The organism is Myxococcus xanthus, assembly GCF_006402735.1.
GTDB lineage: Bacteria > Myxococcota > Myxococcia > Myxococcales > Myxococcaceae > Myxococcus > Myxococcus xanthus_A.
This window is the reverse complement of record NZ_CP017174.1, coordinates 4,877,494-4,899,920: the sequence shown is the minus strand read 5'-3', so window position 1 is coordinate 4,899,920 and position 22,427 is coordinate 4,877,494. Positions and strand designations below refer to the sequence as shown.

Annotated in this window: 19 protein-coding genes; 11 read left to right on the top strand and 8 right to left on the bottom strand. The window is 69.3% G+C overall.

All coding sequences use genetic code 11. From position 1 onward, the window contains the following. Nucleotides 1-62 precede the first annotated feature (62 nt). Entirely contained in the window at nucleotides 63-545 is a 483-nt protein-coding gene (locus BHS09_RS20165; protein WP_140798630.1) for a tetratricopeptide repeat protein, read from the bottom strand. Between the two features lie 544 nt (nucleotides 546-1,089). On the opposite strand from BHS09_RS20165, the gene BHS09_RS20160 reads away from it, so the two are divergent. Beyond that, nucleotides 1,090-2,805: a phosphatidylinositol-specific phospholipase C gene (locus BHS09_RS20160; RefSeq protein WP_237079708.1), complete on the top strand. Its 1,716-nt coding sequence runs from the start codon at nucleotides 1,090-1,092 to the stop codon at nucleotides 2,803-2,805. Between the two features lie 18 nt (nucleotides 2,806-2,823). On the opposite strand, the gene BHS09_RS20155 is transcribed toward BHS09_RS20160, so the two are convergent. Continuing rightward, nucleotides 2,824-4,155 (bottom strand): sialidase family protein, encoded by a 1,332-nt coding sequence (locus BHS09_RS20155; protein WP_140798629.1) that lies wholly within the window; start codon nucleotides 4,153-4,155, stop codon nucleotides 2,824-2,826. 136 nt (nucleotides 4,156-4,291) lie between these two features. Here BHS09_RS20155 and BHS09_RS20150 point away from each other — a divergent pair, with 136 nt between their 5' ends. The 4 genes from BHS09_RS20150 to BHS09_RS20135 all read left to right on the top strand — a co-directional run bounded on the left by BHS09_RS20150 (nucleotide 4,292) and on the right by BHS09_RS20135 (nucleotide 6,926). Further along, a complete protein-coding gene (locus BHS09_RS20150; RefSeq protein ID WP_201800534.1) occupies nucleotides 4,292-4,606 on the top strand; it encodes a VOC family protein in 315 nt (104 codons plus the stop codon). A 138-nt stretch (nucleotides 4,607-4,744) separates the two neighbouring features. Then, entirely contained in the window at nucleotides 4,745-5,899 is a 1,155-nt protein-coding gene (locus BHS09_RS20145; protein WP_140792282.1) for a M4 family metallopeptidase, read from the top strand. A 20-nt stretch (nucleotides 5,900-5,919) separates the two neighbouring features. After that, complete coding sequence (locus BHS09_RS20140) at nucleotides 5,920-6,261, top strand: protealysin inhibitor emfourin (RefSeq protein ID WP_140798628.1); 342 nt, start codon at nucleotides 5,920-5,922, stop codon at nucleotides 6,259-6,261. Continuing rightward, complete coding sequence (locus BHS09_RS20135) at nucleotides 6,258-6,926, top strand: hypothetical protein (protein ID WP_140798627.1); 669 nt, start codon at nucleotides 6,258-6,260, stop codon at nucleotides 6,924-6,926. The genes BHS09_RS20140 and BHS09_RS20135 overlap by 4 nt, the downstream gene beginning before the upstream one ends. A gap of 15 nt (nucleotides 6,927-6,941) precedes the next feature. Here the strand turns inward: BHS09_RS20135 and BHS09_RS20130 are convergent, their stop codons facing one another. From BHS09_RS20130 to BHS09_RS20120, 3 genes are all read right to left on the bottom strand, one after another. Then, entirely contained in the window at nucleotides 6,942-7,394 is a 453-nt protein-coding gene (locus tag BHS09_RS20130) for an SRPBCC family protein (RefSeq protein ID WP_140798626.1), read from the bottom strand. Next, the gene (locus BHS09_RS20125) at nucleotides 7,391-7,738 is read right to left on the bottom strand and encodes an ArsR/SmtB family transcription factor (RefSeq protein WP_140798625.1); all 348 of its coding nucleotides are present in this window, start codon (nucleotides 7,736-7,738) and stop codon (nucleotides 7,391-7,393) included. Before BHS09_RS20125 ends, BHS09_RS20130 begins: the two co-directional genes overlap by 4 nt. A 107-nt stretch (nucleotides 7,739-7,845) precedes the next feature. Further along, on the bottom strand, nucleotides 7,846-8,370 hold the full coding sequence (locus BHS09_RS20120; RefSeq protein WP_237079706.1) for a GNAT family N-acetyltransferase: 525 nt from the start codon (nucleotides 8,368-8,370) through the stop codon (nucleotides 7,846-7,848). Nucleotides 8,371-8,837: 467 nt separating this feature from the next. On the opposite strand from BHS09_RS20120, the gene BHS09_RS38875 reads away from it, so the two are divergent. Together BHS09_RS38875 and BHS09_RS20110 are read left to right on the top strand one after the other, a co-directional pair. Then, nucleotides 8,838-9,005: a hypothetical protein gene (locus BHS09_RS38875; RefSeq protein ID WP_163973274.1), complete on the top strand. Its 168-nt coding sequence runs from the start codon at nucleotides 8,838-8,840 to the stop codon at nucleotides 9,003-9,005. Nucleotides 9,006-9,430: 425 nt separating this feature from the next. Then, a complete protein-coding gene (locus BHS09_RS20110) occupies nucleotides 9,431-10,108 on the top strand; it encodes a hypothetical protein (protein ID WP_140792269.1) in 678 nt (225 codons plus the stop codon). A 22-nt stretch (nucleotides 10,109-10,130) separates the two neighbouring features. Here the strand turns inward: BHS09_RS20110 and BHS09_RS20105 are convergent, their stop codons facing one another. Together BHS09_RS20105 and BHS09_RS20100 are read right to left on the bottom strand one after the other, a co-directional pair. Continuing rightward, nucleotides 10,131-10,544: an acyl-CoA thioesterase gene (locus BHS09_RS20105; protein WP_237079705.1), complete on the bottom strand. Its 414-nt coding sequence runs from the start codon at nucleotides 10,542-10,544 to the stop codon at nucleotides 10,131-10,133. A gap of 77 nt (nucleotides 10,545-10,621) precedes the next feature. After that, on the bottom strand, nucleotides 10,622-12,022 hold the full coding sequence (locus BHS09_RS20100) for a DUF3943 domain-containing protein (RefSeq protein ID WP_140798623.1): 1,401 nt from the start codon (nucleotides 12,020-12,022) through the stop codon (nucleotides 10,622-10,624). A gap of 173 nt (nucleotides 12,023-12,195) precedes the next feature. Between BHS09_RS20100 and BHS09_RS20095 the strand changes: the two genes are divergently transcribed. The 3 genes from BHS09_RS20095 to BHS09_RS20085 all read left to right on the top strand — a co-directional run bounded on the left by BHS09_RS20095 (nucleotide 12,196) and on the right by BHS09_RS20085 (nucleotide 15,795). Then, complete coding sequence (locus tag BHS09_RS20095; RefSeq protein ID WP_140798622.1) at nucleotides 12,196-13,518, top strand: S1C family serine protease; 1,323 nt, start codon at nucleotides 12,196-12,198, stop codon at nucleotides 13,516-13,518. Then, nucleotides 13,506-14,474 (top strand): FHA domain-containing protein, encoded by a 969-nt coding sequence (locus BHS09_RS20090; protein WP_140798621.1) that lies wholly within the window; start codon nucleotides 13,506-13,508, stop codon nucleotides 14,472-14,474. Before BHS09_RS20095 ends, BHS09_RS20090 begins: the two co-directional genes overlap by 13 nt. 70 nt (nucleotides 14,475-14,544) lie before the next feature. Next, nucleotides 14,545-15,795 carry a DUF4130 domain-containing protein gene (locus BHS09_RS20085; RefSeq protein ID WP_140798620.1) on the top strand — a complete coding sequence of 417 codons (1,251 nt, stop codon included), beginning with the start codon at nucleotides 14,545-14,547 and terminating at the stop codon, nucleotides 15,793-15,795. 54 nt (nucleotides 15,796-15,849) lie between these two features. On the opposite strand, the gene BHS09_RS20080 is transcribed toward BHS09_RS20085, so the two are convergent. Next, complete coding sequence (locus tag BHS09_RS20080) at nucleotides 15,850-16,830, bottom strand: aldo/keto reductase (protein ID WP_140798619.1); 981 nt, start codon at nucleotides 16,828-16,830, stop codon at nucleotides 15,850-15,852. A 325-nt stretch (nucleotides 16,831-17,155) separates the two neighbouring features. Between BHS09_RS20080 and BHS09_RS20075 the strand changes: the two genes are divergently transcribed. Beyond that, nucleotides 17,156-22,423 (top strand): non-ribosomal peptide synthetase, encoded by a 5,268-nt coding sequence (locus tag BHS09_RS20075; RefSeq protein WP_237080458.1) that lies wholly within the window; start codon nucleotides 17,156-17,158, stop codon nucleotides 22,421-22,423. Nucleotides 22,424-22,427 lie beyond the last annotated feature (4 nt).

Below are 22,427 nucleotides of genomic sequence, written 5' to 3'. Positions count from 1 at the left end.
CGGGGGTGCAACGCGCGAATCACCGATCAGGGCGGATTCGCGAGTGGAAACGGGCCTTTTCCTCAGTCCCGCTTCAGGCGGCGGCGCGAGGCCACGCGGTCCAGCAAGGCCTGGAGTCGAGGCTCCGGCTTGTCGGGGAGCGCCCTATCTGTCGGTGACTGTAGGGGCATCGCCTTCGCGAGGCCGAAGATCTCGATCAGCCGCTCCTTGAGCAGCTCGCTGTCCGGGCGTTCCTGGACCGCGCGCCGGTAGCAAGCGGCGGCGCCCGCATAGTCGCCCAGCGCGAAGAGGCGCTCGCCTTCCTGAACGGGGGAGGAGGGGCCCATGGGGAGGGGGATGCTGGCCTCGGCCCGGGCGGCTTCGAGCACCTCCAACTCCGCGGGTTGGAGCAGCTCGCGCGCGTTGGCGAGCTTGAGGACAAGCCCCTCGTCGGCTGGGAAGGCCCGCACGAGCGACTCGTACAGACCGAGCGCTTCGGTGAGCTCGCCGCGGCGCAGGGCGCGATCGGCACGTGACTCCATGTCGGCCCTGGCGGCGGGGTTCATCTCCCCGGCAGGTTACCCGCGCTGCGCGGGGATGTCACAACGAACACGCAGGGAGACGCCGCGACAAGGCTCGGATTCCGGGAGGCCACACGCTGTGTCGGGGTGGCCGGCACCCAGGCGCGGATTCCGGGAGGCTGGTGGCGTGCCGTCGAAAAGCCTGGGCCGCTCGCGGTCGCCTGAGCTTCGCGTGCGAGTTGGAATGCGAAGGACTGCGTGTGTTGCGACACCCGGAGTGTCACAGCGCCCGTGTACCTGTTTTGAATCAAGTCAGACGTGATTCATCCGCCACTTTCAGGGCGCGACACATTTCGACTTCGAGCCATGACGAGGAATCCGTATCCTGGAAATACCTTCCATTTCGGAAAGGCTTTGAAAGGAGGATTCATGCAGGCGCCCGCGTAGCTCCGCGCCAGCTTCGATGGTGCGCGTGGCGGGATGCTGGGCAGGGCGCGTCGTGGCTATCCTTGTTTTTCCAAATATCCATGTTGGCGTCTAATCTTGGGCGTGCCTCGATGCTGTCGCGACTCTTTCCCGGACGCCATCCATGTCAGACACGTCGTATCCCTCCATCCGCCTCCGTCACGCGGTGGCGATGCTCGCCGTGGGCCTCGTCGCCATCTCTTCCCCCGCTTCCGCGCGAGGCCGCTACTACAACGATTCGGGCAGCATCGAGACGCATCATCCCAACTGGATGAACTGGGTTCCCGACTCGACGAGCCTCGCCGCCCTGTCCTTGCCGGGGACACATGACACGATGGCGTACCAGTCCTACGGCGGCTCCCTGACGCAGACCCAGTCCCTGGACCTGCGCCGTCAGCTCGACGCGGGCATCCGCGCGCTGGACATCCGCTGCCGGCACATCGCGGACAGCTTCACCATCCACCACGGCGTCGTCTACCTGCACGTCAACTTCGACAACGTGCTTCAGACCGCCATCCAGTTCCTGAACGCGAACCCCAGCGAGACGCTGGTGATGCGCGTGAAGAAGGAGCACACCGAGGAGAACATCACGCGCAGCTTCGCCGCGACGTACGAGGCGTACCGGAACAACCCCGCCTACAGGCCCTACATCTGGACCGGGAGCCACGTGCCCGCCCTGGGCGAGGTCCGCGGAAAGATTGTCATCCTGGACGGCTTTGGCGGTGGCGCCTACGGCATCCCCTGGGGAGGGCTGGACCTCCAGGACGATTGGACGGTGTCCACGATCTTCGACATCGACGACAAGTGGAACAAGGTCCGCGCGCACCTGGGGCGCACCAACACGGGCTCGCCGTCCACGCTGTTCGTCAACTTCCTGAGTGGCGCCTCCGCGCTCGCGCATCCCTTCACGGTGGCGGGCGGAGACGGGATGGCCATTCGCGGTGTGAATGACTTCGCCATCGACCACCTGGTGGCGGGGCACGTCCAGCGCGCGGGCATCCTGATGATGGACTTCCCGGGAGCGGGCTTGATTGACGCCATCCTGGCCCTCAACTTCCGTCTCCTGTCCTCGACGACATGGCTGCCGGATGACTTCAACGTCATCTTCAGGAACACCGCGCACACCATGGTTGGCAACGCGGAGGAGCGGTGGCACGGCATCCGGAACTTCGTCCACAACGCCGTGCCCGGGCGCAACTGGCACATCGCCGCGCTGAAGAAGTCCTGGGGCGGGTGGATCAGCCACCAGGGGAACTTCTACCAGTCCGACGCCATCGATGATTACACCCACATCGCCTATCTGACGCGCTCGGTGACGAGCGTGGTGGGCAGGGACTTCCTGTCCAACTACGTGAGAGAGCAACTCGGGGGCCTGTCAGGGAACGTGGCGGCAAGGGCGCTCGCGCTGCATGGCCGCCTGAGCTCCCGGTTCCCATTCCAGAGCTGGTCCGTGGTGGTGAAGCAGTCGCCGGGTGGGCTGAGCAACTGGGCGTACTCGGACTACGGCCGGGGCGCGCACCTCTCGTCGGGTGACTATACGTACGCGGTCCAGGGGCACTCCGCCTCGGAAGGCGTCTACCTCCACGAGCACTCGAACTTCGAGGGCAACCTCGTCTGGCTCGGCGGCAGCGTGGGCGATCTGCGCAGCGTGGGGTTCAACGACGTGCTGAGCTCCGTCACCGTGCTGGGGCCGTACCAGGCGACGCTGTGCGAGCATGCGAACCTGTCGGGCCGTTGCTTCACCACGTCCCAGAACGTGGGTGACGTCAACGCGATGCCGGGAGGCTCGTGGCACGACAAGGTGTCCTCCATGTCGATGACCCGGACGGGCCTGCGGTAGGCGCGGGCAGGGCCCGGACTATTTCGCCTCGGTGCGGCGGAAGAACACGTCGGTGTTTTCGTTGGCCAGGTCTTCCAGCCAGGCCACGTAGCCATGTGCTCCGCCGCTGGAGGCGAAGACACGTGGCGCGGAAGAGCGCGTCGGCGTGTTGCTCAGGTTCGTCACGGGCGTGAACGACGCGCCCAGGTCACCGCTGGCCCGGTAGAAGATGTCGACCGAGCCGGCGGTGGAGTCCTCCCACGCGGCGCGCAGATGCGACTGGGCCGCGGAGAGGCTGACGGAGCCGGAGTATCCCGGGGTGAGGCTCAGGTTGCGTGGCGCGGAGAACGTGGCCCCGTGGTCGTTGCTGGCGCGCAGGAGGATGTCGAAGTTGCCGGGGCTGTCGTCCTGCCACGCCACGAAGACGTGCTGACCCGAGATTTCGAGGTCCGGAGCGAGCGCGAAGCCTTGGCTCCCACTCATGGCTTGGGTGGGTCCAAAGCTGGCCCCCCGGTCGGTGCTGCGGCGGTAGAGGATGGCGCAGGTGTCCGGGAAGAGGTCGTTGCATTCCTCCCAGACCACGTGGACCTTCTGGTCCTTGACGGCGATGCGGGCGAGCAGTGACGGCTGCCCCGGGCCCTCGCCGGCACTGAGGTTGAGACGCGGTGCGAAGGCGTTTCCCTCGTCGGGGCTGGTCCTCATGTACACGTCGGGCCGGTCATCCGCGCCGATGTCGTCGCCCACCAGGTAGACGCGATTGTTGGACGCGGTCATCTCCGTCACCCCGATGCCATGACGGTCATCCAGCGCCAGTGTGGGGCCGAAGGTCAGTCCCTTGTCGTGACTCGCCCGGAAGTGCTGGGTCGCGGACCGCGCGCCCGTTGGCTCGGTCCAGGTCACGTACACATCGCTGTTCTCGGCCGCGAGCCGGGGCGAAAAGCCGTGCGAGGCCAGGGTCACCGCGGGGTCGAAGTTCCTTCCGTTGTCATGGCTCACGCGGAACTGGATGCCCTGTTCGCGCCAGGCGACGTAGACCTTCTTTCCCTCCGCGACCACGGTGGGGAGGTAGGCGGGCCCGGTGTCGGTGCTCAGTCTCAAGGGAGGCTCGAAGCTCTTTCCCTGGTCCGAGCTCCTGCGCAGGTAGACGTGGGTGACGTCCAGGGACGATGTATCACTCCACACGATGTAGACGTTGCTGTCGGCGACGGCTGTCTGGAATTCGAAGTTGAAGGTGGGCGTCCCGCTCAAATTCAGCACCGGACCGAAGGACTCCTGGAGCCGTGCCGGAGCTTCCTGCGCCGCCGCAGTCCTGGAGAGCAGCACGGTTCCGAACAGCACGCTCCTGAGACATCGGTTCATCGTGCTCGCCATGTTCCCCATCCCTCCTCACCAAAGGCGTCGCCGAGGAATAGACGCCAGCCGCGTGCGGTGTCAGTGATCGGGAGCGCTGTTCGCAGGGGAATGGCGAACAGGGAGACGCCCTGGAAAACGAGGGGGCGAGTTCGCCATGGGATGCCGAGATGAGGTCTTCGGTGCCGAGCGGCTGCGCATGATTCCCGGAGACGCCGGTAGAATGGTCCATGGTGAGGTGCGCATCGGCGACACTGTCATCATGCTGAGCGACGCGGCCACCGGCTGGCCCGTGGTGCCGGCCCATGTCCACGTGTACGTCGCGGACGTGGACCGGACCTACCAGCGCGCGCTCGACACTGGCGCCGTGGCCGTGAAGGCTCCCGTCAACAGTGGGGATGGTGACAAGCGCGGTGGGTTCCGCGACGCGGGTGGCACCCCGTGGTGGGTGGCGACTCAAGAGGCGCGTTGACGGGAACCTGGAGGCCCGGGCTCGCCCGCGTGCTTGTGCTCCTTCATGACGACGGAGCCCGTGCGCGGCCGAGTCGTCCGAAGGGAGGTCCGGCGTTCCTACCCTCGTGGCTGAGCCCATTCAGCAGAGGGATTCGTCATGTTTCACCCAACACGACACCGGCACTCCATTCACTGCATCCTGCCGCCTTACCTGGCTCGCTCCATCGCGCAGAACGGCACCAGCGAGCAACGTGAGCGGGCCTTGCGGACGCTTTCCACGGATTCGACGTTCCGTGCGCTCCGGCTCGCGGGGAGCAGAACGACCCCATCGACGCTCGTCACCCGTCCCAGGGCCATGATGGTGGAATCAGCGCTGCATCGGACCATCTACGACCTGAGGAACAGTGAAGCGTTTCCTGGCACGCCCGTTCGTTTCGAGGGGCAGGGGGCGACGGAGGACATCGCGGTCACCGAGGCCTATGACGGCCTGGGAGACACCTACAACTTCTTCTGGGAGATTTTCGGGCGCAATTCCATCGACGGAGATGGGATGCCGCTGCAGGCCTTCGTCCACTACGGGAAGAACTACGACAACGCCTTCTGGGATGGGCGGCGCATGGTGTTCGGGGATGGGGACGGTGACCTCTTCAACCGATTCACCATCTGCCTGGACATCATCGCGCACGAACTCGCGCACGGTGTCACCGAGGACGAAGGGCCGCTCTGGTACTTCCGCCAGGCGGGTGCGCTCAACGAGTCCATGTCCGACGTCTTCGGCTCGCTGGTGCGGCAGATGAAGCTTCAGCAGAAGGCGGATGCGGCGGACTGGCTCATCGGCACGGGACTCCTCACTGGCAACGTGGAGGGGGTCGCGCTGCGCTCCATGAAGAATCCGGGGACGGCCTTCGATGATGACGTGCTGGGCAAGGACCCGCAGCCCGGGCACATGAAGGACTACGTCCGTACGTGGGAGGACAACGGAGGCGTGCACATCAACTCCGGTATCCCCAACCGAGCGTTCTATCTGGTGGCGTCGCAACTGGGCGGCTACGCCTGGGAGCGGGCGGGGCGCATCTGGTACGACGCCATTCGCGACTCACACATCAAGCCCGACATGGGGTTCCTCGACTTCGCGCGTATCACCATGATGTCCGCGATGCGCCTGTATGGATCCGGGGAAGAGGCGGACGCGGTCCGGGATGCCTGGGAGCAGGTGGGCATCCGCGTCCCCAAACCAGGCATCGGCATTCCGTCATTCGTCGGCGCCGTCACCCAGCCTTCGACGACCGCGAAGCGAGTCCCCAGGGCGTAAGGGGTTCTTCGGTGGCCGCCATGCGCATCGAGATCAAGCGCGAAGGTGGGCCCGCCTACTTCCCTGGGTTGGCCCGGCCCAGGGGAGTGGACCTGGCAAGCCTGCCCCCAGAGCAAGCGGAGGCGCTGCGGCAAAGCGTCCAGGCTGCCCGCTTCTTCGAACTGCCTCCCGTTGTAGGCACCATTCCTCCAGGCTCCGCGGACGCCCGCCGTTTCACCCTGACCGTGGAGGAGGGGGGGCGGCGGCATACCGTCCAGTTCCTCGAGCCCGTGGAGGAGCCACGGCTCCATGAGTTGCTGGAGCAGGTGACGAAGGCGGAGAGGGCGCAGCGCCGCGGCGCCCGGCCAGGCACGCCCAGGTGAGACTCCGTGCCTGGTCGAAGACAGCGATTGGCCGGAATGCCCGGGCAGGTATTCTCCCCGCGATGCGCATGAACCGTTCCTGGGTCTTCTGTCTCCTGCTGACCGCCTGTGCGACCACGCCGCGAGAGCCCGCCTCCGTCGCGGAGGCATATGCCCGCGCCCTCGAGGAAGGGCGTGTCGGGGACGCGTACGCGCTGACGGTGGGTGGGCCCGAGGAGGAGGCGGCGTTCCTGGAGCGCTATTCGGATGCGGGGGCTCGCAGCGCCAGGGCTGCGGACGTCCGAGCCGGCGCGCCGAACCTCGAGGCGCGAGCACCCTCCCTGACGGTCGCTCAGTCCCCCCAGGGGTGGCGTATCGTCGAGGCCCGGCCCGCGGATGTTCCTCGGGCCGCCCTTCGCCAATTCATCGAGAGGGTGGAGGCTCGTGATTGGAAGTCCGCCTGGAGCCAACTCGCCGGGCCCCTGCGCGCGCGTTACACCCCGGAGCGCCTTCGCGAGGATTTCGAGCGCGAACCCCTTGCGAGGGAACGTCTCCGGCGTGCCCGGCTCGCACTCAATACGCATGTCCGCGTCGGCGCGGGCGAGGCCGTGTTCCCGCTGGGTGACGAGCGCGCCGTCCGGCTGGTGCTAGAAGATGGCGAGTACCGGATCGCCGCAATTGAATGAGTCCAACGTGCCTGCTCAGCGCGTGAACTCTCGCGCCAGCTTCTCCAGCAGCTCCTTCGTGCCGGCTTCGCGGCCGCGGCTCGCGTCCTGTCCGCCCTCGAAGTACGCGCCCTGCTCGGTATAGGACATGAGCGTCTTGTCGCCCTCGGCGGTGAACTGCACCGTCACCAGCGACGAGGAGATGCGCTTGCCAGCGACGGTCATCGTGTAGGCGAAGACGATGCGCTCGTTGGGGATGATGTCCGTGTAGAGCGTGTCGTTGCCAATCTCCGGGCCGCCCTGGAACCGGAAGACACCGCCCTCGCGGCCTCCCGCCTGGAAGTTGAGCTCGTAGCGGCCAACCTTCCAGCCCTCGCCCTCGACGAACCAGCGGCGGCGGATTTCAGGGTTCTCAAACGCGTTGAACACGCGGGGAACGGGGGCGTTGAAGGTGCGGTCGATGGTGAAGGTGCTGTGAACGACGGTCACGGTTTGTCTCCAGCGGGTGGGGTGGGTTCTTCGGACAGCAGGGCTTCGAGCCGATCGAACTTCCGCTCGATGAGGCTCTTTCGATCGGCAATCCACTGCTCGGCCACCCGGAAGCCCTTGGGCTCCAGCCGGCACGAGCGCACGCGGCCAACCTTCTCGGTCGTCACGAGGCCGCTCTCCTCGAGCACCTGAAGGTGCTGGACGACGGCCGCGAGCGAGATACCAAGCGGCTTGGCGAGCGCACTCACCGAGGCGGGTCCATTGCCCAGGGTTTCGACCATCGCTCGTCGCGTGGGGTCCCCCAGGGCGTGGAAGACCCGGTCGATGGCTGATTGGTTAGGCACGGACTTAAGTATTGGGACGCGGGATTTGATTGTCAAGCCGATGCTTAAGTATTGGCGGAGGCCAATGGGGCTGGCCACCCGCTCCCGGTGCGGACGGGGGCAGGGCGTTACGGCGGTGCGGGCACGTAGAGCCGGCTGGGCGTGCCGGCGTAGTCGATGACGCGCTCGAAGCGCATTCCGCTGCGCTCCGCGACGCGGAGGGAGGCCTCATTGTCCGGGTGGATGATGGCGACCACGGGCACATCGGGCAGGTGACGCTGGGCCAGCGCCAGGGCCGTGCGGGCCATCTCCGTCGCATACCCGGTGCCCCAGGTCCGGGGTGTGAAGCGATAGGCGAGGTTCAGCACCGGGCGCCCTTCGAGCACCTTGTGGCGCACGCCACCGAAGCCCACGACGTCACCAGGGGCTTCGCGCCGCTCCACCACCCAGTAGCCCACGCCGTGTCGGGACCAGTCGTCCAGCCACAGTGTCAGTTGCCGATGCGCCTCCTCTCGTGAGCGCATGGGACCGGAGACGCTGAACCCGTTCGTCTCTGGATCCGCATGCAAGGCGAACACGGCGTCCAAATCGCTGTCGCGCACGGCGCGAAGCAGCAGGCGTTCCGTGGTGATGCGCTGAAATGCCTGGAGCATGGCTGGCAAGGTGCGTCGTGGCTAACCGGGAGAGTTGCTCACGGCGGAAAAAGTATCGCGTCGTCATTCCGATGCACTAGCGCGATGCGGGTTCCCACGATGGATGCCTTGGCGCGGCCGCCACTAGCGTCCCGGCGATGCAAATCCACTTCGAAGGACTCCGGCGCTGCGGTGTCGTGTTGGCTGTCGTGGCTCTGGCCGCGTGCAATGTGGGGGAACCGGGTGAGGATGAAATCCGGCTCGGAGAGACGGAGCAGGACCTGACCTGCACGGTGACCCGTCAATGCCCGGGAGCCGCCCCGGTGTCCTGTGGTGCCACCAACGGCCTGTGTCTCTCGGGGGACAGCAACGGAGGTTGGGTGTTTTGTGGCCAGGGCTACACCTATTGTGCCGCGCCTTGTATTTGCGGCGGTGAGCGGTACGTCGTGACGCGAGGTGCCAACCATCCGCTCCGCTGCCACGGTGCCATGGAGACCGCTCGGGAGCAGGCCTATGCGGCGGCCTCGGCCGCGTGCCCCGCGGGATACTGCAACGCCGTGGAGCAGGAGTTGCGCTGCGAGCAGACGCCGTATGGCGACCACCACGCGCTCTTTCAGCTGACGTACTCCTGCAAGGACCCGGTGACCTGCCAGTAGCTGCGGTGCCAGCACTTCAAGGCGTGACGGGGCCGCGAATGCGGCCCCCGCCGGTGTCGTAACGGCCATCCGGCACGTTCACCGCGTGCCCCCGGCGTTGATCGCGGCACCGGCGGCGCCGCCGGTCGACGCACCGAGTCCACCACACGCTCCCACGGGTTCTCTGGGCTGGCCAAAGCCTCCGTGTCGTACGAGCTATCGCCCCTGTAGTCGCCCGTCCAGCCGCCTTGACCTCCCGCGGTGCTGCCGGCCCTGTCTGGTTCGCCGGTGCGCACAGCGAGTGCTGTAGGACAGGCCGATTCGGCACTCCGGGCCAGCCTCCATCGTCAGCCCAGCTCCGCAGCGCCACACGCCGTGCGTTGAGGTCGCGAGGCCACCCGGCTGCCGGGCGGGCGCGGGCGTGGGTGGGCGACTATGATGCCCCGGTGCACGCCACCTTCCTGGCCGTCGGACTGCTGACGCTGCCGGGCGCGCTCGGAACGGAGCTGCGCCGGGATGGCTATTCGTTTCGCCCTCCGGAAGGCTTCCACATGGTGCGGTGGGAGCAGTACGCCGGCTCGCGCGTGGGTGCGGTGGCGCTGGACCCGGACGCGCCGCGCGCCTTGTCGGCGGCCCTCACCGACGGTGAGGGCCCGGACGCAGCCACGCTGCTCGTGTCCGTGGTGGGGCGTGGCTTCAGCGCGAGCCCCTCCGACCGGGAAGAGTTCGCGTCCGCGGTGATGCAGCACTACCAGCGCGAACTGGGACTCCCGCTTGCCGCCGAGCGTGTGGAGCGCCTGGGCGGGGTGACACCGCGTGTGGAGGTGCTGGGGACGCTGCGCGAGGCGGGGCAGGTTCGCACGGTGCTCGTCGCGGGCCTGGCCTCGGAGGGCGAGCATGCCGTGGTGATGGTCAGCGCGCCCGCGGTGCGGTGGCAGGCGTTGGAGCCGCAAGTGCGTGCCTCTCTGGAGACCTTCCGCCACGAGCCGCCGAGCGTGGGTGGCCCCGTCCCACGCCGGGTGCTGGGCGCGCTGGCGGGAACCCTGGCTGGAGCGCTGGTCGTCTCGTACACGGCGTGGCGACGGCGGCGGCTGCGTCACGCGGCGGGCAACCCCACGTCGTAGCCGTGCGCGACCGAAGCGACCCCTACGTGGGCTCTGGCGCGAGCGGTGGCACCGGCGTGGATTTGTGATGTTCATCCAGCGCCACCATGATGAACCGGCCGCGCGTGCACAGCGCACGGGCGCCCGTGAGCAGCTCCTCGGCGAACATCTCCACCTCCACGGTGAGCGACGTCCTTCCCGTGGACACCACGCGTCCCACCAGCTCCACCAGTTGGCCCTGGCGCACGGGGATGTGGAAGTCCACGCGCTCACTGGAGGCGGTGACGACGTTGGGCCGCGTGTACCGGCTGGCGGTGATGAACGCGGACATGTCCATCATCCGCAGCGCCTGCCCGCCGAAGAGGACGCCGTAGTGCGTGGCCTGGTCGGGGAACACCATGTCCACCATCCGGGTCTCGGTGGCGGAGGAGGGGAGCGACGGCATCGGGGGATTCACGTGAGCGACTCCTGGGCACGGGCGACGCTACCGGCTGCCTCACAGGCCGCCAAGTCACCTGCGCCCCGTGTGGACGGTCAGTGCACGGAGAGGAACACCCGGGCCTGAGGGATTCCGCGTGAGACGGTATCGAAGTCGCGGAAGAAGCTGTTTCGCTCGAAGAAGGTGAAGCTGGCGCCCAGGCCCAGGTTGGCGAACAACGGCACGTCCAGCAGCAAGGTGCCCTCATGCACCAGGTGGTTGCCGTCCGCGCCGTTGAGCGTGTGCAGCCACGTGGTGCCCGCGTGCAGCTTGAGGTACTCCCACGGCCAGCGCCCGTAGGACGCCTCGAAGTGGAAGCCCAGGCCCGGGCCGTAGTCGTAGTCGCGGCCCACCTTGTCGGCGTACTCGGAGGTGATGCCCGCGAGCACCACGCCTCGCAGATGAAGCGCCAGACGCAGCTCGCGGCCCTCTTGCGTCAGGTAGCGGTACACGAGCCCCGCGCCGATCGACTGTCCGCCCAGCTCGTAGGCCTGCGTGTCGTTATAGTCGAAGTGCTGGAAGGCGCCGAGCAGCACGCGCTCGTTCCCACCCGTCTCCAGCGGGAGCATCGCCAGCGCGCCCTTCACCTCGGCGCGGCTGATGAGCCGGTTTTCGCCGGTGGTGAACTGCACGCCCATGTTGAAGGCGTCGAAGGGCGCGTCCACCGGGAAGCGCAGGGCATCGCCGTAGCGCAGGTCCAGCTCCGCGAAGAACTGGTTCAGCGTCGTGCCCGCGTCGATGTTCAGGTAGCCGGTGCGTGTCAGCACGGCGAACACGGGCGGCTGCCAGTCCTCCGGGGTGGGGGCGCTGCGCCAGGCATCCCCGCGCACCACGCGGTTGACGCCTCGGACGGGATTGAGCAACCCCGCGCTCACCTCACGGGCGACGCGCCGGGTTCCCGTGGCGCGCTGGTCCAGCAGCATGGAGGACAGCCGGTAGATGACCTCACCATGGGCCCACCCACCCATCGTGGTGTTGATGAGGTCGTTGAAGGAGGGCAGATGGTTCTCGCCGAACAACTCCCACTGGAGGCTGCCCACCAGGGTGAAGCCCATGGCGCCCCAGTAGTTGAAGCCGTGGTCCCGGGCGGCGTTGAAGTACGTGCTGCCGTGGTAGGGGTGCGCGAACTGATTGGTACTGAAATCGTCCTTGTCCCAGACGAACCCCGTTTCGAGGTTCGTTCGCCATGCGTCCAGGCCGACCCGGGCAAAGTCCTTGTTCATGATGTATCGGTTGAAGCCCCACACCGTGAGGTTGATGGCCGTCACTTCACCCAGGGCCCACCAGAACTGGCGGGGCCGGGGAGGTGGGGCGGCGTCCTCCTCGTCCCCGGCGCGTGGCGCATCCGCGGGTAGCTCCGCCGCCTGGGCGAGCGAGGGCAGCAGGAATGACAGCAGCGCCACCTTCCGCCATCGCGCCGCGGGTCCGCGCCGGCCGCACCACTGGCTGTGACGCATGCCGGCTCCCCCACCCGAAGGGCGAAGATGGGGACCCCGCGCGCGGTGCGACCATGGACCGGCGGCGCGGGCCCACGTCGGTGGGTGGACGGACCGCCCGGCCGCCTGCCTGGCGCGGGACATGAGGCTGGACGTCCGTCGGAGGGCGCGGTGGGGTAGGGTGCGCCGCATCCATGTTCGCTTTCATCCTCGCAGCGGTGCTCACGCAGTCGCCGGTGGCTCCGGCGGAGCCGAGCCCGCCTCCCGCACCTGGCACCCGCGAAGCCGCGCCCGCCGTGCAATTGAGCTCGCTGCCGCCCGCCACGCACGAGCTGTTCCAGCGCATCGAGGGACAGGTCGCGCAGGTGCGCATCATCGAGCGGCGCTCCGGCACGCGCTCGTCCATCGGCTCGGCCTTCTTCGTGTCGGCCGCCGGGCACGCGGTGACGAACTACCACGTGATTTCCGACGTGGTCATCCACCCGGAGGACTACACGGCGGAGCTGGTCCTGAAGGGCGGCGCAGAGCCCGTGCCGGTGCGCCTGGTGGACGTGGACGTGGTGCATGACCTGGCCATCATCCAGACGGCCACCCCGGTGCAGAGCTTCTTCGACCTGGACGACCGCGAGCCGCCGCAGGGCGCGCGCCTGTTCGCCATGGGCAATCCGCGCGACCTGGGCACCACCATCGTGGAGGGGACGTACAACGGCTTCATCCACGACGCGCTCTATGAGCGGCTGCACTTCAGCGGGGCCATCAACCCGGGCATGAGCGGCGGTCCCACGCTCACGGGCGAGGGCCGCGTGGTGGGCGTCAACGTGGCGACCATGGGCAACCAGGTGGGCTTCCTGGTGCCGGTGAAACACGCGCGCGAGCTGCTGGCCCGCGCGCTGGAAGCCAAGGACTCCGGCGCGCAGGCGCTGCTGGACACCGTGCGCGCGCAGCTCCTGGACAATCAGCAGCGCGTCACCGAGAGACTGCTGAGCGCGCCCGTGCCGCAGCAGTCGCTGGGCAGCTACCGCGTGCCGGGGCGCTGGGGCACGTTCCTCAAGTGCTGGGGGGACACGCCGCATGACCCCGAGGTGCCGTACACGGTGACGAACTACCAGTGCTCGTCGGAGGAGGACATCTTCGTGTCCTCGCGCCACCGGACGGGCGTGGTGGCCTTCCTGCATCAACACGCCACCAGCCAGAAGCTGGGCGCGCTGCGCTTCTCCGCGCTCTACAGCGCGCTCTTCTCACAGGACCCGGACTCGGTGGAGGCCACGCGGCAGGACGTCACCAACTACCGCTGCCAGTCGGAGTTCGTGGACGTGGCGGGCCTGCCCGTCCGTGCCGCGCTGTGCATGCGCGCCTACCGGAAGTTCCCCGGCCTCTATGACCTGGTGCTGCGCGCGGCCACGCTCAATGCCAGCACCAGCGGCGTGGACACGTCGCTCACGCTGGCCGGCTTCACCGCGGACAATGGCCGCAAGCTGGCGCGCCGCTACCTGGAGGGGCTGTCGTGGACGAAGTAATCTTCCTGGAGGTGTTGGAAGGGGACTCCGTCCAGGCCCGTCATCGCCTGGAGCGCTTCCCCGTCAACGTCGGCCGGGGTTACGGCAACGACGTCATCCTGGATGACCCGAAGGTCTCCGCCGAGCACCTGCGCATCGAGCGCCGCGAGGACGGCACGCTGGTGCTGCGCGACGTGGGCAGCCAGAACGGCACCTACCGCGTGGAGCCCTGGGCGCAGCTGGCCGAGCTGGAGCTGGCCACGGATACCCGCGTGTCGGTGGGGGACACGGTGCTGCGCTTCCGCGCGCGCAGCCACCCAGTGGAGAAGACCGTCGTGGCGGCGGCGCCCACCGCGCCGAGGCCGCGCGTGTTCGAGCAGCCCCGCTACTTCTCCCTGGCCCTGCAGGCCCTGCTGGGCGCCAGCCTGCTGGAAGGCTACCTGGCCAACTACGGGCGCACGGACTGGGGGGAGCTGACGGTGGCGCTGGTGGTGCCGCTGGGCATCACCTTCCTGTGGGCGGGTGGCTGGTCGGTGGCGAGCCGCATCGCCCGGCGCCAGTTCCACTACCGCACGCATGCCACCGTGGCCGCGCTGGTGCTGCTGGGCTCCGTCGTCATCCAGCCGCTGCTCACGCTGGTGGGCTTCAGCCTGGGCGTGAGTGGCAATCTGGCCTGGGCCCACCACGTCGCCTTCCTGGCGCTGATGGCCTGGGGGCTCTACTGGCACCTGCGCTACGTGACGCGCTGGGAACCGGGGCGGCTCATACGGGTCATCGCCGTCGTCACGCTGTCGTTTGGCGCGCTGTCGCGGGCGGATGAATGGCTGGGCAACGAGTCCTTCAGCACGGAGCTGGGCTTCCGCCGGGCGCTCCTGCCGCCGGCCTTCCGGCTGGTGGGCACCGAGCCCATGGATGACTTCTTCTCCGACGCCGTGAAGGTCCAGGAACAGGTGGACGCGCTGGCGCGCGACCCGTGAGCCGCCGGGGGCCAGAAGGACGTCACGGGCGGGAAGGCGGATGTCAGACTGGGCAGGTAGGAATGCCCGGATGGACGTCCATCAGGAGTTGAGGCCTGTCATCGGTGCCCGGTGGTCGCAGGTCCGGGGCGCGCGGGGGGAACGGCCCGCGGCCGGACACCGGGACGGTGGGCTGACGCGGGTCTTCGTGGCGCCGGACCTGGCGTCCTTCCGGGTGGTGGCGCGGGGGCTGCTGGCGCGGGGCGAACCTCCGGAGCGGGTGCACTTCGAGGAAACGCGTGGACGCCAGGGCATGTGGCTGGAGGCCGCGCGCTGGGAGGCCTGGGGGCGTGCCGCGTCCGGGGTGCCTCGGGACTTCGTGGGGCTGGCGCAGAAGGTGGTGTGCCACCGCGAGCCGGCGCGCTGGGCGCTGCTGTACCGCGTGCTGTGGCGGCTGACTCATGGAGAGCCGTCGCTGCTGGAGTGTCACGACGACGCGGACGTGCGGCGGCTGCGGTGGCTGGAGCAGGCGGTGCGGCGGGACACGCAGGCGCTGCTGGCGGCCTTGCGCTTCCGCCGGGTGTGGCGGGACGGGCGCGAACACCATGTCGCGTGGTACCGGCCCGAACACCTCATCGTCCGGGACGTGGCGCCGTTCCTCGTGCGTCGCTTCCCGGCCTTCTCCTGGAGCCTGTTCACGCCAGACACCTGGGCGCATTGGGACCGGGAGCGGTTGACCTTCGAGGAAGGCGGGGCGCTGCCGGAGTGGGCACGCGCCCGGGTAGGGCTGGCGGCGCCCCATTCGCCCCCACGGACGGACGCGGAGCGCGCGTCCTTGCTGCTGGTGGGGGCTTCACCCGTGGACGGCGCGGAGCCGCCTTTCGCGGGTTCCGCGGGAGCGCTCCTGGAGGTCGTGTTGGGCCGAGCGGGGCTCACGCGTTCCAGTCGCCGGGTGGTGCGGCCGTGCGGGGACGGATGCCGCTCGCGTCACGGGGGGCTCCCTCCGACGGCGTGGGGGGAAGGGCGCACCTGCCGTCATGGGCTGGAGGGCGTGGTGGCGGAGGTCCGCCCGCGGATGATCATCGCGCTGGGGCCCGTGGCGGCGCAGGCCTTCCTGGGGGTGGGGTTCCGCATGCACCTGAGCCGGGGGCAGCTGCTGGACACGCGGTGGGCGGAGGGCTGGATGGCCACGTTTGACCCCGAAGCGGTGCTTCGGCTTCCAGAAGGCCGGGCGCGGGCGGAGGCGCGCATCCACTTCGAAGCGGATCTCCGGTCGGCGGCGGCGTGGCTGCGGCAGCGGCTCCCGGGTGAAGCGCGTGCCCGGCGCGTGGACGGTCCATGACGCCGCGGGCCCGGGACATGCCCGGGGCCTCGCGGGCCTGCATGCGCGGTGCGTTCAGAGTCCGCGCACGGCGTGGGGCTGGTAGGGGGCCTCCAGGGCCTTCACTTCGTCGGCGGTCAGCTTGAGGTCCACCGCGCGCACGGCATCCTCCAGGTGCTCCAGCTTCGTGGCGCCGATGATGGGCGCCGTCACCGCGGGGCGCGAGAGGAGCCAGGCCAGGGCCGTCTGCGCGGGAGGCACGTTGCGCTTCTCCGCGACGCTCCGGTTCGCCTCCGCCACGTCCCAGTCACCGGCCTGGTCATAGAGCATGGGGGACAGCGTGTCGGACTTCGCCCGCGTCGTGGCGTCCCGGTCCTTCAGCGACTTGCGTGATCCCGCGAGCAGGCCACGCGCCAGCGGCGACCAGGGGATGACGCCAATGCCCTCGGCTTCGCACAGGGGCAGCATCTCCCGCTCCTCCTCGCGGTAGACGAGGTTGTAGTGGCCCTGCATGGACACGAAGCGCGTCCAGCCGCGCAGGTCCGCGACGCCCAGCGCCCGCGCGAACTGCCACGCATACGCGGAGGACGCGCCCAGGTAGCGCACCTTGCCCTGGCGCACGAGCTGGTCCAGGGCGGCCAGCGTCTCCTCCAGCGGCGTGTTCGGGTCCATCCGGTGAATCTGGTAGAGGTCGATGGCCTCCACGCCCAGCCGCTTCAGACTGGCCTCGCAGCCCTGGACGATGTGCTTGCGCGACAGGCCCCGCATGTTCTGCCCGTCCCCCATGGGGAAGTAGACCTTGGTGGCCAGCACCACCTCGTCCATGCGCGCGTAACGGCGGAGGGCACGGCCCGTGATTTCCTCGCTGGCGCCCAGTGAATACATGTCCGCGGTGTCGAAGAAGTTGATGCCCAGCTCCACCGCTCGCCGGAAGAACGGCTGCGAGGCTTCTTCATCCAGCACCCAGGGGCGCCACTTGGGCGTGCCGTAGCTCATGCAGCCCAGGCCGAGACGAGACACACGCAGGCCCGTGCGTCCGAGGTTGGTGTATTTCATTCCGTTGGTTCCTCATTCGTTCAGCGTGGATGGCAACACGCCTCGTTGTGTCACCGGGCGTGCCATGGCTCATACCGTGGAAGACCGGGTCGCGCGCGTACCAGGTCTTTTCTGGTTACTTGGAATCCGGTAGATAGAGCCGGAATCCGAGGGGCGCTGTTCGGAGCGATGCGGAGCGTGCCCCTCGTGCTTCCAGCAGGGGACGTGACGCGGCGTCTCGGGCGGTGCCTCCAGGCAGTGCTTCGGGACTCTCGACATGCACCTTCCGACCCGCGCCGACCCCGCCTCCGAATTCGTCTGCCCAGAGGATGTCACCCTCGTGGATATGTGTCGGGCTCGCGCCGCCGCGCAGCCGGACGACTGGATTTATACGTTTCTCGACGATGCGGGGGAGCAGGCCCTCTCCTACACGGAGTTGGACGCGAGCGCTCGCGCGGTGGCGGCGCTGCTACAACGACACCTGGCGCCCGGTGAGCGCGCGTTGCTGATGTACCCGCCGGGCCGTGACTACACGTTGGGCTTCCTGGCGTGTCTCTACGCGGGCGTGGTGGCGGTGCCCGCCTATCCACCGGACCCGATGCGGCTGGGCCGCACCTTGCCCAGGCTCCAGGCGCTGGTGGCGGACTGTGGCGCCCGGGTGGCGCTGACGACTTCCGGCATCGCGGACATGGTGGAGCCCCTCACGGAGGGGGCGCCCGACTTGCACGCGCTGCGCTGGCTGGTCACGGACGCCGTGTCCCCGAGCGAAGCGGAGGCCTGGCGCGCGCCAGTCCTGCGGGGCGACTCGGTGGCGTTCCTTCAATACACGTCGGGCTCGACGGGGACGCCACGAGGCGTGGTGCTGCGGCACCGTCATCTGCTGCACAACTCGTGGTTGATGGCCCGGGGCTTCGACACCCGGCCCCAGCCGGTGGCCGCCCACTGGCTGCCGCCGTATCACGACATGGGGCTGATTGGAGGGCTCATCCAGGCGCTGTACCGAGACATCCCTTCGGTGCTGCTGCCTCCCATGGCCTTCCTCCAGCGCCCGCTTCGGTGGCTGGAGGCGATGTCGCGTTTCGGTGCGACGGTCTGCGGCGCGCCCAACTTCGCCTTCGACTTGTGCGTGCGCAAGACCACGCCCGAACAGCGCGCGGCGCTGGACCTGAGCCGGCTGGAGGTGGCGTTCAGCGGTGCGGAACCCGTACGCGCGGACACTTTGGAGCGGTTCGTGGAGGCGTTCGCCCCGGCGGGCTTCCGGCGCGAGGCCTTCTATCCTTGTTACGGGCTGGCGGAGGGGACGCTGATCGTCTCGGGAGGGGCACGCTCGGCGGTGCCGGTGGTGCGGCGTTTCTCTCGTGATGGCCTGCTGCGCGGCGAGGCGCGGGCCCCCGAGGCGGACGCTCCCGCGACGGCGCTGGTGGGATGCGGGCAGGCGCTGGGTGGCCAGGACGTGCGGGTAGTGGATCCGGAAACCGGCCATCCGTGTGCGCCGGGCCGGATGGGCGAGCTCTGGGTTCGCGGTCCGAGCGTGGCGGATGGGTACTGGCAGCGCCCCGACGAAACGGAACGCACGTTCCATGGCCGGCTGGCGGGCTCGGGGGAGGGCCCGTACCTGCGTACCGGAGACCTGGCGGTCATCGAAGGTGGCGAGGTCTTCATCACCGGCCGCTTGAAAGACGTGCTGGTGCTGCGCGGCCTCAACTACTACCCGCAGGATCTGGAGCACGCCGCGGATCGCTGCCATCCCGGCGTGCGCCCCGGGTGCGGTGCCGCGTTCGCGGTGGACGCTGGCGACGAAGAGCGGCTGGTGATCGTGCAGGAGGTCGCCGCGAAGGTCGCCACGCCGGAAGCGGCGGCCGAGGTCGTCGCAAGCATCCGCGCGGCGCTGGGCGAAGCGCATGGTCTGGCCGTCCATGCCGTGGTGCTCATCGCCGCCGGGACATTGCCGAAGACGTCGAGCGGCAAGGTGCAGCGGCGCGCCACCCGTGAGGCTTTCCTGGCGGGGACGCTGGACGGGGTGCACGCATGGAAGGAGGACGCCGCGGCGGCTTCCCTGGACATCGGGCCTGACGCGGCGCCCGAAGCGGCGGACGTGCTCGCGGTGCTCCGGTCCCGGCTGGCGTCACTGCTTGGCGCGAGTGGACCGGCGCTGAGCGTGGATGTGCCGCTGATGCACCAAGGGCTCGACTCGATTAGAGCACTGGAGGTGTTGCACGCCGTGGACGAGGCATGGGGCGTGTCTCCACCCATCACGTCGGTGCTCCAGGGGCAGAGCCTCCGCGAGCTGGCGCAGTGGGTCGAGCGGGCCCGGACCGAGGGCGCCGAGGCGCGGCTCGGGGTTCCGGCCGCCTTGCCTGGTGACCCCGCGGCCTTCGTTTCCGATGGCCAGCAGGCATTGTGGTTCCTCCAGCGCATGGCTCCGGGCAGCAAGGCCTACCACGTGTCCCAAGCGGTGCGCTTCGTCACGACGGTGGACGGCGGAGCGCTTGCTCGCGCGTTCTCCGCGCTCGTTGCCCGTCACCCCGCGTTGTCGTCCGCGTTCCCCGAGGTGCAGGGGGCTCCAGCGAGGAGATCCTGCGTCACGCCGCTGGAGCTGGCGCTGGTGGAGGCGTCCTCCTGGACGGATGAATCGCTGCGTGAGCGGCTCGAGGCGGATGCACGGGAGTCCTTCGACCTGGAGCGGGGCCCGCTGGTTCGCGCCCGGCTCTACACCGGTGCGCCGGGTGGGGACGTGTTGCTGCTCGCCATGCACCACCTGGTCACGGACTTCTGGTCATTGGAGGTCATCGCGGGGGAGCTGGGCGCGCTCTACACGGCGGAGGTCCGAGGCACGCCGTCCGGCCTGTCGCCGCCGCCGCCACCCGTGGCGCCCATCCTCCTGTCGTTGGCGCGGCGGAGCACGGGAGCGCAGGGCGACGCGCTCCTGGCCTGGTGGCGTGAGCGCCTGGGGGGCGAGCTGCCCGTGTTGGACCTGCCCACGTCGTTCCCTCGACCCAGGCTCCAGTCGTTCCGAGGGGCGCAGGTGGCCTTCCGTCTGCCGCGCGAGACGTCCACGCGGCTCAAGGCCCTGGCGCGGACGCACGGCGCCACGCCGTTCATGGTGCTGCTGGCCGGCTACCTGGCGTTCCTGCGGCGCTACTCGGGGCAGGAGGACCTCATCGTCGGTACGCCGACCGCGGGCCGCCCGCGAGCGGACCTGTCGCGACAGGTGGGCTACTTCATCAACCCCGTGGCCCTGCGCGCCCGGGTGCCGCGCACGCTGTCCTTTTCTGGCCTCGTGGCGCGGGTTCGGACCACCGTGCTGGAGGCACTGGAGCACCAGGAGCTGCCCTTCACGCGGCTCGTCGAGCAGCTTCAGCCGCGGCGTGACCCGTCGCGCGCGCCCATCTTCCAGACGATGTTCGCCCTGCAGTCCCCCCGTCCCGAGAACGAGCTCCTGGGTGCGTTCGCCGTCGGGGCCTCGGGTGCGAGCGCCCGGCTGGGCGATGACCTGACGGTCGAGTCCGTCCCCTTGAGTCATCCCGGTGCCGCCTTCGATCTCGCGCTGATGATGGCGGAACTGGAAGGGGCCTTCGTGGGGAGGCTGGAGTACTGCGCCGACCTCTTCGACGCCATGACCGCCGAACGGATGGCGCGCCACCTGGGGGCGCTGCTGGATGCCGCCGTGGCGCAGCCGGAGGTGCCGCTGGGCGACCTGTCCCTGTTGGCTCCCGATGAGCGCGGCACCCTGCTGGCGCTGGGGCGGAGGACACAGGACACGCGGGGCGCGCCCGTGCCCGGCATCGTTCACCGAATCGAGGAGTGGGCCGCGAAGACGCCGGAGGCGCCCGCGCTCGTCGCGGGCGCGTCGAGCTGGTCCTATCGTGCGTTGGCGGCATGGGTGGCCCGGCTCGCCGCGCGCCTGCGACGCCATGGTGTCGGGCCGGAGGTCCGTGTCGGCACGCTGCTGGAGCGCAGCAGCCCCGAGCAGGTCGTCGCCTTCCTCGCGATCTTGAAGGCCGGGGGCACGGTGGTGCCCCAGGAGCCTTCGTATCCCCCCGCGCGCGTGGCGTGGACGCTGGCGGACTGCGGCGCGCGCGTGCTGCTGGCCCAGGAGCGCTACGCCCAGCGCCTGGCGTTGCCCGAAGGGGTGACGCTGCTGCCATGGGAGGCGCACGGCGACGGCGATGACATGCCGGACACGTCCCTGTGGGATGCCGGCGAGCCACCTCCAGACTGCGCGGCCTACATCACCTATACGTCCGGGAGCACGGGCAAGCCCAAGGGCGTGATGGTGCCGTACCGCGGCACCGCGCACCTGTGCGAGTCGATGGTGTCGGACCTGCCGATCGGGCCCGGCTCGCGGGTATTGCAGTTCGCCTCGCCCGCGTTCGACATGTCGGCGTGGGACTACTTCCTGGCGCTGGCCTCGGGAGGCGCGCTGCACCTGTCGCCCGGTGGTCCCCCCGCGGGTGACGCGCTGTACCGGATGTTGCGCGAGCAGCGCATCACCTCGGCGACGTTGCCTCCCCCTGTCGCAGCGCTCCTCCCGGAGGGGCCGCTGCCGGACCTGTCGATGTTCATGGTGGCCGCGGAGGCGTGTCCGGCGAGCCTCGTGGCCCGCTTCGCCGAGGGCCGCGCCTTCTACAACGGCTATGGCCCGACCGAGGTGACGGTGGGCGCGACCTGGGGCGTCATCGCTCCGGACGAAGTGGGGCCGCCCAACATCGGGCGTTCCATGCCCCACGTGGACACCTATGTGCTCGACGAGGCGCTCCAGCCGGTTCCCGTGGGGGTCGCGGGCGAGCTGTACGTCGGCGGGCCGTCGGTGGCCCGTGGCTATCTGGACCGGCCGGAGCTCACGGCCGAGCGCTTCATCCCGGACCCTCACGGCGGCGAGCCCGGGGCCCGGCTCTATCGCACGGGCGACATGGCACGCCGCCGCGCGGATGGAAGGCTGGACTTCCAGGGGCGCGCGGACGCGCAGCTGAAGATCCGTGGCTTCCGCATCGAGCCGGGCGAGGTGGAGACGGCGCTGCGCGAGCTGACTGGCATGCGACAGGCCCATGTCACCGCGTGGCGTCCTTCCGCGGAGGGCGAGCCGCGGCTGGTCGCGTACATCGTGCCACCGCCCGGAGACATACTTCCACCGGGAGAGCTCCGGGCGCGGCTGCGCGAGCAGCTCCCCGAGCACATGATTCCGGTCGACATCGTTCCGGTGGAGGCGCTCCCGCTGCTGGCCACGGGCAAGGTGGACGTGCGGGCGCTGCCGCGGCCATCGCTCGCCGTGTCGCCAGCGGGAAAGCCTCGCACGCCCCTGGAAGAGACAGTGGCTCGCGCCTGGGCGGAGGCACTGGGGCTGCCCGCGGTGGACGTGCATGCCCACTTCTTCGACGACCTGGGCGGCAGCTCGCTGTCCGCGGTGCGCGCGTGCTCGCGGCTGGGCGCGGCGCTGGGCCAGGAAGTCCCCATCACCCACTTCTTCGAACATCCCACCGTCCACGAACTCGCCCGCAGGTTGCAGGTTGAGGCACGTCCCGAGCCCGCCTCTGACGTGAAGCACCAGTCGCGCGCGGAGGCCCGCCGGCAGGCGCTCCAGCGGCGTGGAAGGAACCCCCGGGGCCATGACTGAGCAC